Consider the following 13,724-nt stretch of genomic DNA (forward strand, 5'->3'; position numbering starts at 1 on the left):
AAATGAGTAGAGATATATTTAAACCTTTCTTTAATGAAAATACAAAAATACTAGATAACATCAGATATAACACTATTGGTAAAAATAAAAAAGAGTATTTTGATTATACTGCATCTGGACTTGCCTTTAGAGCTATTGAAAATAGAATACATGATGTACTTGAAACCTATGCAAATACTCACTCAAAAGAAGCATCTAATGCAGATAAAACTTCTAACTACTATGAAATGGCAAGAAGTAATCTAGCTAAAAGTTTAGAATTAAATGATGATTATGCAATACTGCCAATTGGTTGTGGTTCAACGGCTGCTATTAAAAAATTTCAAGAATTATTAGGAATTTATATTCCTCCTGCAACTATAAAAAGATTTGGTATTAGTGTAGCTAAAAAGAAACTACCCCTAGTTATTGTTGGACCTTATGAACATCACTCAAATGAAGTAAGCTACAGAGAAGCACTATGTGAAGTAAAAAGAATAAAATTAAATGATGAAGGCTTAGTAGATCTTAGACAATTAAAAGAGTTACTACAAGAGAATGCCCATCGAGAAATTATTGGATGTTTTTGTGTTGCTTCAAATGTATCAGGAATTATAACTCCATATGAAGAGATATCAAAACTTCTAAAACATTATGGAGCAAAAGTACTATTTGATGCCGCTGCTTCAAGTCCATATATGAATGTTCCTTGTGAATTATATGATGCCTTAGTGATTTCTCCTCATAAATTGCTTGGAGGTCCTGGAAGTTGTGGTCTTTTAGTTATAAAAAAATCATTAGTTGATACAACTATTTCTCCAACTTTTGCAGCAGGTGGAACAGTAGAGTATGTAAACAAAAATGAACAGATTTATCAAAAAGATGTAGAGATAAGAGAAGATGCGGGAACACCAGGTATTTTACAACTTATTAGAGCTAGTTTAGCATATCAACTTAGAAATGAAATTGGATTTGATTTTATAAAAAAACAAAAAGATGAATTAACTAAACTGTTTATTGAAGAATTAAAAGCAATTCCAAATTGTGAAATTTATGGAAATCAAGAAGTTGAGAATATTGGAATTATATCTTTTAATATTCAAGGTTTTAATCCCTATGAATTATGTAATAAATTATCTAAATTAAATGGAATACAAACTAGAGCTGGTTGTTCTTGTGCAGGCCCTTATGGTCATGATTTACTAGGTATTCAACAACTTGATATAAATAATAAACCAGGTTGGATTAGAGTCTCTATTCATTATTCTCAAACTAAAGATGAAATATTAGATTTAGTAGAAAATATAAAAAAATAATTGACTAAACAATCACTAAACGTTTTGTTAAAAATTCATTTACAATTTATCAGTACAATTCCCAAATGAGTTCAATAATATTTTTTTCTGCTTTTATAATTGTTTTTACTTTTCAAACTTTTATAATCAAAAAACGTCTTATTGATAAACTAGATTTTAAAGATAAGACAAAAAAATATCTTACAATATTTTTATATATTACTTTTTTAGGTGTGCTTGCATACCCTATTGTAAGATATAACCCAGTAGTGCCAAACTGGCTCTACTTTTTACTCTCTCTGCCAATTGGAGTGATTTTTCTCACATTTATTACAACTATTATTCATGAAATCATCTCCTTTGGTGTTAACAAAACTAAATTTACATCTCAACGTAGAGACTTCTTTAAAAAGTCATTAGACTTAGGTGCCCTATCAGTTGTAGTTGCTACAAATGCAAAAGCTATGGATAATGCAAGGTCAATAGAACTTGAAACAGTTGATGTAAAAATTGATAATCTAAAAAAACCTTATAATATTGTTCAATTAAGTGATATTCATATTGGTGGAATAATTGATAAAGATTTTATCTCTGCTTTAGTACAAAGAGTTAATAATCTAAATGCTGATGCCATAGTAATAACTGGTGATTTAGTGGATACAAAACTTGATTTTGCAAAACCAGCACTTAATGAATTAAAAAATCTAAAATCTAAATATGGAACATATTTTATCATTGGGAATCATGAATATTTTCATGGGGTAGTTCCTATAATTGATTATGTAAATTCATTGGGTATAAAAACTTTAGAGAATGAAAATGTTTATATTGGAGCATCAAATGAAGGTTTTAACTTAGCTGGTGTTTATGATAGATTTGGAAATAGATATGGAGCTTTTAAACCTGATTTAGAAAAAGCATTAAAAGATAAAAAAGACTCACCTACAATACTTTTAGCCCATCAACCAAAATATATTGAAGAGGTAGCAAATACTAGTGAGTTAGATTTAATATTATGTGGTCACACTCATGGTGGACAAATTTTTCCATTTAACTTTTTAGTAAAACTGCAACAACCTTATGTAAGAGGTCTAAATCAACATACAAACAAAACACAAGTTTATGTAAATAAAGGTACAGGATTTTGGGGTCCACCTATGAGACTTGGAGCTAGTAGTGAGATTACTTTACTAAAAATTTCATAATATTCTTAGAAATTTAGTTATTATTCTACAAATTTAATTATTTTTTAAAAATTGAGTCATTTCTGAGACATTTGATTGATAGAATTTTGATATTTTATTATTCAAAGGACACATATTGGAAAAATATCTAAAATATTCAATTATTTCTTCAGTGGCTGCTTTAGTACTTACAGGTTGTGGTGGTGGAGGTAGCTCTACTTCATCAAACTTATCTGCAGTATTTAAAGATGCTGGAGTTGATGGACTAACATATACTTGTGGTACGACAACTAACACAACAACTGATGGTGGTAAATTTACTATTGATAGTACTCAATGTAATGAAGTTGAGTTTTCAATAGGAAATGTAAAATTAGGTTCTATTGCTGTAATTGATATCACTGATGGAGTAGTTTATCCAACAGATTTAACTCCAATAGAAAGAACAGATACAACTCAAACAGATCAGACAAAAACAGAAAATGAAAACTTAATCAATATGCTTAGGTTTCTTCAATCATTTGATGATAATCCAAATGATGGTATTCAAATCAATTTAACTGAAGATCAAAAAAATAGTTTACCAACTTTAGACTTTTCTAAAACTATAGGTGAAAGTGATCTTAAAACAGCTTTAAATACTGTTGGTAAAACATTAAAAAAAACAAACCATGCTATTGCTCACTATGAAGAAACACTTAGAGAAGACTTAGCTATTGATATTGACACGGTTCCTCCTGCACCTCCTGTTATTGAAAAAGAGATTTCTGCTACTAGTTCAGACACAGTAACATTAGAAATTGTAGGAGAAAAAGGTACTTCTGTATTTTTAAATGGTAATGATACTGGTGTAGTAATTAATGATGAAGGAAAAGCTACAATTAATATAGAAAATTTAGTTGATGGTAATAACAATTTTGATATAAAATTAAAGGATCAAAAGCACTCATTAGATATTACTGACTCAACAAGTACAACAATTACAAAAGATACAACTGCACCTGATACACCAACTTCAAATGCTCCAAGTGTAACAAATTTAGATAGTATAACTACAACTATTTCAGGTGAAGATGGAACAGAAGTATTCTTAGATGGTACAACTGTTGGAACTATCTCAAATGGTACTTTAGATATCACTTTAGATTTAAGTGGTGAAGATGGTGATAAAACTTTTGCTGTGACACTAAAAGATACTGCTGGAAATGAAAGTTCTGCTTTAAACTTAAGTATTCAAAAAAATAGCTCAGCACCTAATAAACCTACTGCAACAATTGGAGAAAACACTTATCTTAACACTTCTTCTTCAAATCTTGATTCAGTAAGTACAACTATTTCAGGTGAAGAAGGAGCAGAAGTTTTTGTAAATGGTACTAGTGTTGGTACTATTTCAAGTGGTACACTAGATATCAATTTAGATACAACTGGTGCTGATGGAACTAAAACATTTAATATTACACTAAAAGATAATGCTGGAAATATAAGTTCTGCATTAGTTTTAAATGTAATTAAAGACACAAGTGCACCTTCTCTTCCTACACATCTTGGAACAGTGAGTGCTATAAATAGTGATTCAACAATGACGACTATTTCAGGTGAAGATGGTACTGAGGTTTATGTAAATGGTACTAAATTTGGTACAATTTCTGGTGGTAGTTTAGAAATTACGCTTGACACTTCAGGAAGTGATGGAACTAAAACTTTTGCAATAGTTTTAAAAGATGCTGCTGGAAATGAAAGTTCAGTTTTAAATATCTCTATTATTAAAGATACTGCTGCTCCTGCTGTTGCAACAAATAGTTCAATTCCTACGTATATTAATAGTGCAACTTCAAATCCTGATTTACTTTCAACTACAATTTCAGGTGAAGATGGTACTGATGTTTATGTTGATGGTTTAAAAGTTGGTACTATTTCTGGTGGTGCTTTAAATATTGATTTAAATACTTCAGGTGAAGATGGTACTAAATCTTTTGCTGTAACACTTAAAGATGCAGCTGGCAATGAAAGTTCAGTTTTAAATATCTCTATTATTAAAGATACTACTGCTCCTGCTGTTGCAAAAGATTCAGGAACTCCAAGTGCTGTAAATAGCGATACTACAACTACAACTATCTCAGGTGAAGATGGTACTGAAGTTTTTGTAAATGGTAATAAAATTGGTACTATTTCTAATGGTACTTTAGATGTTAAATTAAATATGTCTGGAGATGATGGAGCTAAAACTTTTGCAATAGTTTTAAAAGATGCAGCTGGAAATGAAAGTTCTGCTTTAAATATCTCAATTATTAAAGATACTACTGCTCCTGCTGTTGCAAAAGATTCAGGAACTGCAAGTGCTGTTAATAGCGATACTACAACTACAATCTCAGGTGAGGATGGTACTGAAGTATTTGTAAATGGTGTTAGTGTTGGTATTATTTCAGGGGGTACTTTAGATATCACTTTAGATATGCCTGGTGAAGATGGTACTAAAACTTTTACTATTATACTTAAAGATGCAGCTGGAAATGAAAGTGGTGCTTTAAATATCTCTGTTATTAAAGATACTGTTGCTCCAAGTGCTCCGAATGTATTATCTCAAACAGCTTTAGTTGACAATAAATTATCTGCTACAATTTCTGGTGAAGTTGGAAGTAAAGTTATAGTTAATAATGTTGAGTATGGTGAAATCGGAACATTAGGAACATTAAATATTTTAATAGATAATCCTGGTAATAGCTATTATGAAACTTTAGAAGTAAAACTTCAAGATATTGCTGGAAATGTTAGTTCAATCACTAATTATGTAACTACATTTAGTAGAATTAACTTAAATACAGACACAACATATTTTATTCCTGAAAATATTTCAGTATTAAGAAATAGTGCTACTAATGAAGAAGCAATTATTATGGCTTATGAAACAAATCAAGCTGTAAGTGGAGCTGTTGCTAAAATCTTAATTGATGTAAACACTTCAGTTTCTGATAAATTAGCTGAGATTATTAGTGCAATTGCATCAGCATCAAATTTATCAACTCCTGTAAAATTAATTGAACAATTATCTTCAACAACTGATATAGAAAAAGTTTTAGCTGAATATACACTTACAAGTTATTCATCAATTGGAACAATTGATTTAATTTCTCAAATTGTAAATGGTATTATGGGTGGTAATTTAACTAACTTACCAACTACAACATCAGGTTCTTTATTAGAAACTTACTTTAATATTAAATTTAATTTAGAAAAAGATGTTAATACTGGTGAAAGCTACCTTACTATGACATTAGTTCCAAATAATGTAGCTTTAAATTACCAAACAATTATTGGATCTATTTTAAATACAGGAAATATTTCTAATAACACTGAAACATTAGTAAACAATATAGATACATTCACAGCTTCTGCAAGTACTACAAAAACTGCAGACTTTGTATTTGTTGTTGATGATTCAGGAAGTATGAGTTCTTATCAAACAGCAGTATCTCAAGCTGCAAATGATTTTGCAAATGCTATTACAAATGCAGGATTAAACTTTAGAGCAGGTATTATTACAACTTCTTGTGGTACACCTTCAGATACTTGTTATTACTCTAGCGATGATTATGATAGAGTTTTAAATAATATAGGTATTATCGAAAATGATGTTGAAGCATTTAAAACTAATGTAAAAGTTGGAACATATGGAGATGGTACTGAAACAGGTATTTATAATGCTGAATATGCTTTACAATCAATAGCTTTAGGAGATACTATAGATGGTCCTTTAACAAGTTTAAATATACCACAAGGAAATGAACTTTCGGTAATCATCTTGTCTGATGAACCAAGTCAATACCCAAGAAGATCTGGTGGAACGAACTTTGATATAAATAATAACTTATTTATTGATAGAGGATATAATGTATACTCAATAGTAAAACCTGACAGTAGTTTGTATTGTTACTCATCGAATGGTTGTACAGATGGTAATCCAAGTAAATACGATGATTTAGCTATTGCTACAGGTGGTATGGTTGCTGATATTTCTAATACAACAAACTATTCAACTATTATGAATACAATTGCACAAAATGCATCAGGAAATTTAGGTTATAAACTAAATAATGAAGGTGTTGTTGAATCAACTATTTTTGTTACTGTAAATGGTGTTGAAGTAGCACACGATAATACAAATGGATGGAGATATATCCAAAATAGTAACTCTGTACTATTCTATGGAACGGCTATTCCACAAGATGGTGATGAAATCAAAATCCAATATTCATATAAACATTAAAAGGAAACAATATGATTAAAAATTTACTATTAATTGCAGCTTTATCATTATGTGTAAATGCTTCAGAGATTAATTTTGAAAAGATCAATGAAGAGATAAAAGTACAATGTACAGATTTAGGGATTGAAGCCCTAAATCAAACAGCTGAATTTGAAAAACAAAAAGGGTATGTTATAGCTGAAACTAAAAACTATTTAACAAGATTTTCATATTTAAATGATGAAAAATTTGTTAATAACTATGTTCATGGCCAATGTATCGAAGTTGCCTTTGAATATTTGAAAAAAAATAGATAAGCCCTACTTTTAAGTAAGAAGATAATCTTCTTACTTAATTAGCCACTAAAAACATTGTTGAAATTATTGAAATTGTGTATATAGCTGTTAGTATTATATAGTCTGTTCTATCGATATTTTGTATATTTTTTTTGATTTCTCTCATTTAATCCTCCTTTTTATAAGAAGGAAAACCTTCTTATTTTACTGTAATAGTTTTAATATTTTTTTCATCTTTTAATTTAGGTACTATTACTTCTAAAACTCCATTATCACTCTTTGCTTCAATATTCTCTATATCAGCATTTTCAGGTAAATTAAAACTTCTTGAAAACTTCCCAAAGTAAGTTTCTACTTTGTAATAATCCTCTTCTTTAACTTCTTCTTTCGTTTTTCTCTCACCACTGATTGTTAAAACACCTTTGTTATAATCGACTTTTATATCTTCTTTATTTACTCCAGGTAAATCAACATCAATGTAATATGAATTTTCACCTTCCCTTGTATTAACAACCGGGACAAAGCCACTTACGGATTCATTATTATTTTGATAATTGTATAAATTTCTTTCTATTTCTTTTAATTGTCTAAATGGATCAAATTTTGTAATTAACATTTTTTTCTCCTAAAATTAAACTTTCTTGATATAAATTTTATCAAGTTGATGGAATTATAACAATTTTTTTAGCACTTGTCAATATCAAGTGCTAATTATAAATAAAATAATTGCCATAAGTCCTATTTTAAAGGCTTTATAAACCTTAGATAAGTGCTAAATTATAAAATTGTATATTTCCAATACAACTACTTAAACTACTAAATCAATATATTTTTGTATAATTAAGGACATTTATAAAAAGGAATCTAAATGGCCTTAAAAGTAGCGATCTCTCACAAAACAGAATACAAATATGATAGAAATATTTCACTTTCACCTCATATTATAAGACTAAGACCTGCCCCACACAGTAGAACTCCAATCGAAGCATATTCACTAAAAATTAAACCAGAAAATCATTTTTTAAACTGGCAACAAGACCCATTTGGAAACTACCAAGCAAGAATTGTTTTTCCTGAAAAAACTAAAGAATTTTCAATTGATGTTGAAATAATCGCAGATTTAATTACATTAAATCCTTTTGATTTCTTTGTTGAAGATAGTGCAAAAGATTTTCCATTTGAGTATAAAAAAGAGTTAAAAAAAGAGTTAAAACCCTATTTAAAAGTTGATGAAAAAACAAAAATATTAAAAGATTTTGTAAATAAAATTGATAGAAAAGAGAAACCTATTATTGATTTTCTAGTTGAAGTAAATCAACTAATTTATAATCATTTAAACTACACAGTAAGATTAGAACCAGGTGTACAATCATGTAAAACAACACTAACAAAGAAACTTGGTTCTTGTAGAGATTTTGCATGGCTATTTGTTCAAGTTTTAAGACACCTAGGACTTGCTGCTAGATTTGTATCAGGATATTTAGTTCAATTAACAGCTGATGTTAAATCACTAGATGGACCAAGTGGACCAGAAGAAGATTTTACAGATTTACATGCTTGGACAGAAGTTTATATTCCAGGTGCAGGATGGATTGGACTTGATAGTACAAGTGGACTATTTGCAGGGGAAGGTCACATACCACTAGCTTGTACTCCACACTATGATAGTGCCCACGCTATTGAAGGATTTAGTGATAAGTGTGAAACAGAGTTCTTCTTTGATAATAGTGTTACTAGAATCTTTGAGTCTCCTAGAGTTACGAAACCTTATAGACAAGAGCAATGGGATGCTATTTATGAACTTGGATTTAAGGTTGATAAAGATTTAGAAGAGAATGATGTAAGGCTTACAATGGGAGGTGAGCCTACTTTTGTATCAATTGATGATATGGAATCAGCACAATGGAATAGTGAAGCAGATGGACCTCATAAAAGAGAATTAGCAAATAATTTATCTAGAAAACTTCTTGATTCAACTACAAATGGGGGTTTACTACACCATGCACAAGGTAAATGGTACCCAGGTGAGCCACTTCCTAGATGGCAAACTACTGTTTATTGGAGAAAAGATGGAAAACCTGTATGGGAAAATCCAGATTTACTAGCTAATATGAATAAAACTTATCCATATACAACTGAAGATGCTAAGAAATTTTTATCTACTTTATCATTAGTTTTAGGGGTAAGTGATGAAAATATAATTCCAGCATATGAAGATCCAATTTATTATATTATGAAAGAAGCAGAGCTTCCAATTGATATTGACCCACTTAAGTTTGATTTAAAAGATCCATTAGAGAGAAGGACTATTGCACAAAAACTATCTCAAGGATTAAATGAAGAAGTTGGATATGTTTTACCTCTAAGTTTTGGTACAACTAAATGGATTACTTCTCAATGGGAATTTAGACGTGGTCATCTTTTCTTAGGTGCTGGTAACTCTCCACTAGGGCTGCGACTTCCACTAGAATCATTAATGGTTAAACCTCAAGTAGAATTAGAGCAAGAGTTTGAAAATGATTTATTTGCTTCTTATCCATCTCTTGGTGAATACATCTCAAAAGTTCAAAAAAGAGCTAAAAAGATGAGCAAAAAAACTACAATCAAAAATAAATACTCTGCATTTGTTAGAACTGCTCTTTCAGTGGAGATTAGAGATGGGAAACTTTGTATTTTTTTACCACCAATTGAAAAAACTGAACCATTCTTAGATTTAATTGCTTCTATTGAAGAGACTGCAAAAAGATTAGATATAGCTGTAATTATTGAAGGTTATGAACCTCCACATGATTTAAGAACAGATAGAATCAAAGTTACTCCAGACCCAGGTGTAATTGAAATCAACATCCAACCAGCTCACTCATGGAAAGAGTTAAGTGATAACTTACTAAATCTTTATGAAGATGCTAGACAATGTAGATTAGGTACTGAAAAATTTATGATTGATGGAAGACATACAGGAACTGGTGGAGGTAACCACGTAACTATTGGTGCAGCTAAACCTGAAGATTCACCACTACTTAGAAATCCTCAGTTACTTAGAAGTCTAATCACATTCTGGCAACATCACCCAGGATTATCTTATTTATTCTCAGGAGCATTTATAGGGCCTACTTCACAAGCACCTAGAGTTGATGAAGGAAGAATGGAAAATCTATATGAATTAGAGATTGCTTTCTCTCAAATTCCTGAAACTGGAGATGTACCATTTTGGCTAACAGATAGACTATTTAGACATATGTTAACAGATATTACTGGAAATACACATAGAAGTGAATTTTGTATAGATAAACTTTATTCACCAGATAGTAGCACAGGAAGGCTTGGTATTTTAGAGTTACGTGCTTTTGATATGCCACCTCACTCACAAATGGCACTTTTACAGATGTTATTAGTTAGAGCCTTAGTTTCATGTTTTTGGAAAAGACCTTATAAACATGATTTAGTTAGATGGGGAACAAGACTACACGATAAATTCCTACTTGAGCATTATGTAAAAGAGGATTTAAGAAGTGTTGTTCAATATTTAAATGATGAAGGTTATGAATTCAAACTTGATTGGTTTGACCCATTTTTTGAGTTTAGATTCCCATTACATGGTATGACTATGGTTGAAGGAATGCCTGTTGAGATAAGATCTGCAATTGAGCCATGGCATGTACTTGGTGAAGAATCAAGTTCTCAAGGAACTGCAAGATATGTTGATTCATCAGTAGAGAGATTACAAATTAAAATTGAAAATTTTAATGCTCAAAGGTATGTAGTTTCTTGTAATGGTGTGCAAGTTCCATTAAGTGCAACTGATGTTGAAGGAGAATACGTAGCAGGAGTTAGATATAAAGCTTGGCAGCCATGGTCAGCACTTCATCCAACAATTAAAGTTGATACACCTTTAACTTTTGATATAATAGATAAATGGAATACAAGATCAATTGGTGGATTTAATTACTTTGTTTCACATCCAGGTGGAAGAAGTTATGATACATTCCCTGTAAACTCTTATGAGGCAGAATCTAGAAGAATTAATAGATATTGGGACTTCAATCACTCTCAAGGTACTGTAGAATCTCATCAACCAGAACTTGGAGGAGAGAGTAACTCTATTTTTGCTTTTGAAGCAAATAGAACATTATCTATTAAAAAAGGAAGTAAAAAACTTTACTTTAAAGAGATGCCAAAAAATAAAGAGTATCCGCATACATTAGATTTAAGACAAAGGTGGACAAAAAAGTAGATGTCAATTTTTGATAAATACAAAAAAGAGAGTTCTTTCGATGAGATGTTTGACAAAGAACAAAACATAAAAGAGCATTGGGTTGATATTGCTAAAAAGCTTGAAAATGCTGGTTTAGAAAAACTAGAGCAAAAGCAAACTGAAATTGATTGGAGATTAGAAGACAACGGGGTTACATATAATATTTATAATGACCCTGAAGGAAATAATAGAAGATGGAATTTAGACCCGATTCCTTTCGTTTTAAAAAAAGAGGAATGGGATGAAATTACAAAGGGTTTAAAGCAACGTGCAAAACTACTAAATCTAATTTTCAAAGATTTATATACAGAGCAAAAATTAATCAAAGATGGAATTGTTCCAGCTGAAATTATATTTGCCCATAGTAATTACTTAACTTCTGTATTTAATTTCAAAAATGAAGACTACTACAATATGAAATATTATGCTACTGATATTAGTAGAGGTCCTGATGGAAAGTTTTGGGTAACAGGAGATAGAACTCAATCTCCTTCTGGACTTGGATATGCTATTGAAAATAGACTTACTATGAATTCAATCATAACTGATTTATATCCAAAAGTAAAAATTCATAAAATCGCAAACTTTGTGGAAGGTTTTAAAAATAGTTTAAAATCTTTTGCTTCACAAAAAACAGAAAATCCACTTATTACTTTATTAACTCCTGGTCCTTATAATGAGACTTATTTTGAGCACTCATATTTAAGTTCATTTTTAAATCTTACGTTAGTTCAAGGTCAAGATTTACTTGTGAAAAACAACCAATTATGGCTTAAAACTTTAAGTGGATTAAAAAAAGTTGATGCTATGCTAAGAAGAGTTGATTCTCCTTATTGTGATCCATTAGAACTAAGAAGTGATTCATACTTAGGGGTAGCAGGTTTAGTAAATGTATTAAGAAATGACCAACTTTCTATGGTAAATCCAATTGGTGTTGGAATACTTGAAAACTTAGGTTTAAACCCATTTATGAATAACCTTTGTAAATATTTTTTAGATGAAGAATTAATCTTACCTCAAATCGCTACATGGTGGTGTGGGCAGAAAAAAGAGCTTGATTTTGTACTTAAACATCTAGAAAATCTAATCATTAAAAGAGTAGACAAATCAATAAAAAGTAAGACTTATATTGGAAATAAACTTTCAAAAACTCAATTAGAGGATTTAAAAAAAGAGATTCTAAAAAATCCTAATCAATATGTAGGTCAAGAAATTATTGATTTCTCAACAGTTCCATCATATGAAAAGGGAAAAATTGAACCTAGAAATGCAGTTATTAGAACATTTGCTTATCAGCATGAAGATGGATATGAAATACTGCCAAGTGGTTTAGTTAGAGTCTCAAGTAAAAAAGATGAGCTTGTTGTTTCAAACCAAAGTGGTGGGACTAGCAAAGACCTATGGATTTTAGGTGAAGATAAAGAGCAAGAAGTAAAAACAATTTTCAAAGAAAAAGATTTTATTGATTCAAGACTTAAAAATATCACTACTAAAAGAGCAGAAAATCTATTTTGGTTAGGAAGATATTTAGAAAGAGCAATTACAACAGCAAGGATGCTTAGGTTTAATCTAAAGTCACTTTTAAATGCAAATAGATATGAAGAGTCTAATTATGCAGAAAACACAAATAATGTATTAAATAAATGTTTAACTCATCTAACTATGACTTATCCAGGGTTCTTAGAAGAAAATGAAGAGATTCATGCTTTTAAAGAGATTGTTTCAGTTATAAAAGATGAAAATAGAGCTGGAAGTTTATCATTTACACTTATGATGCTGTCAAATGTAAATGCAAATATCAAAAACCTTCTAACAATGGAAGCTTGGAGAATATTTGAAAGAATGACAAAAGAGTGGAATAAACACAAAAAAAATGAGTTTACTTCAAGTAGAGAAGAGATAAACCAGCTCGATAAACTACTAATATATCTAATGGCTTATAAAGAACTAATTGATGAAAGTATCTTTAAAGAACAAGGTTTAATTATCTTTGATATTGGTGTTAAAATAGAGACTTCACAGCTTTTAATTTCAAAATTAAGATCACTTTTAACATCTAAATATGACACTTTAATGCAATATGATATCTTAGATTCTATGCTTAATTCTTATGAGAGTTATAACTCATATAGAGCACATTACCAGTCAACTGTTAATTTAGAAAATGTAATAGAGTTCTTATTATTTAACAATAAATACCCAAAATCTTTGATTTATATCATCAATAATTTACAAGAGAGTTTAGATGAATTACCAAATAATCATAAAAATTCTCAATTATCAAATTATGAAGAACCTATTTTTAAGATTTATACAAAATTAAAACTAACAAATATTCCTAAACTAATTTCAATTGGTAAAGAAGATGCAATTTATAAAAATCTAGATAAGTTTCTATCTCAAATTGATGATTTGCTATCTTCAACATCTGAAGAGTTAACAAAAACATATTTTTCACACTATAACGAGTAA

General features: G+C 29.9%; 7 protein-coding genes. 6 read left to right on the forward strand and 1 reads right to left on the reverse strand.

What is annotated here, in order from left to right; translation table 11 throughout:
- Positions 1 to 2: 2 nt before the first annotated feature.
- From APAC_RS13065 to APAC_RS13080, 4 genes are all read left to right on the forward strand, one after another.
- On the forward strand, positions 3 to 1,295 hold the full coding sequence (locus tag APAC_RS13065) for an aminotransferase class V-fold PLP-dependent enzyme (protein ID WP_130234525.1): 1,293 nt from the start codon (positions 3 to 5) through the stop codon (positions 1,293 to 1,295).
- Between the two features lie 290 nt (positions 1,296 to 1,585).
- A complete protein-coding gene (locus APAC_RS13070; protein ID WP_228255925.1) occupies positions 1,586 to 2,479 on the forward strand; it encodes a metallophosphoesterase in 894 nt (297 codons plus the stop codon).
- 115 nt (positions 2,480 to 2,594) lie between these two features.
- Positions 2,595 to 6,722: a hypothetical protein gene (locus APAC_RS13075; protein WP_130234527.1), complete on the forward strand. Its 4,128-nt coding sequence runs from the start codon at positions 2,595 to 2,597 to the stop codon at positions 6,720 to 6,722.
- 11 nt (positions 6,723 to 6,733) lie between these two features.
- A complete protein-coding gene (locus APAC_RS13080) occupies positions 6,734 to 7,018 on the forward strand; it encodes a hypothetical protein (RefSeq protein ID WP_130234528.1) in 285 nt (94 codons plus the stop codon).
- Positions 7,019 to 7,196: 178 nt separating this feature from the next.
- Here APAC_RS13080 and APAC_RS13085 read toward each other — a convergent pair whose 3' ends face one another.
- Positions 7,197 to 7,613, reverse strand: a complete 417-nt coding sequence (locus tag APAC_RS13085) for an Hsp20/alpha crystallin family protein (RefSeq protein ID WP_130234529.1) — start codon at positions 7,611 to 7,613, stop codon at positions 7,197 to 7,199.
- Positions 7,614 to 7,865: 252 nt separating this feature from the next.
- On the opposite strand from APAC_RS13085, the gene APAC_RS13090 reads away from it, so the two are divergent.
- Positions 7,866 to 11,231 carry a transglutaminase family protein gene (locus APAC_RS13090; protein WP_130234530.1) on the forward strand — a complete coding sequence of 1,122 codons (3,366 nt, stop codon included), beginning with the start codon at positions 7,866 to 7,868 and terminating at the stop codon, positions 11,229 to 11,231.
- The gene (locus APAC_RS13095) at positions 11,232 to 13,724 is read left to right on the forward strand and encodes a circularly permuted type 2 ATP-grasp protein (RefSeq protein ID WP_130234531.1); all 2,493 of its coding nucleotides are present in this window, start codon (positions 11,232 to 11,234) and stop codon (positions 13,722 to 13,724) included.

The sequence above is a fragment of the Malaciobacter pacificus genome (assembly GCF_004214795.1).
Lineage (GTDB): Bacteria > Campylobacterota > Campylobacteria > Campylobacterales > Arcobacteraceae > Malaciobacter_A > Malaciobacter_A pacificus.

What these genes read in the sequence shown, in the direction of transcription:
- APAC_RS13090 (WP_130234530.1), top strand. Translation starts at nt 7,866, where the DNA reads ATGGCCTTAAAAGTAGCGATCTCTCACAAAACAGAATACAAATATGAT.
- APAC_RS13085 (WP_130234529.1), bottom strand. Translation starts at nt 7,613, where the DNA reads ATGTTAATTACAAAATTTGATCCATTTAGACAATTAAAAGAAATAGAA.
- APAC_RS13065 (WP_130234525.1), top strand. Translation starts at nt 3, where the DNA reads ATGAGTAGAGATATATTTAAACCTTTCTTTAATGAAAATACAAAAATA.
- APAC_RS13080 (WP_130234528.1), top strand. Translation starts at nt 6,734, where the DNA reads ATGATTAAAAATTTACTATTAATTGCAGCTTTATCATTATGTGTAAAT.
- APAC_RS13095 (WP_130234531.1), top strand. Translation starts at nt 11,232, where the DNA reads ATGTCAATTTTTGATAAATACAAAAAAGAGAGTTCTTTCGATGAGATG.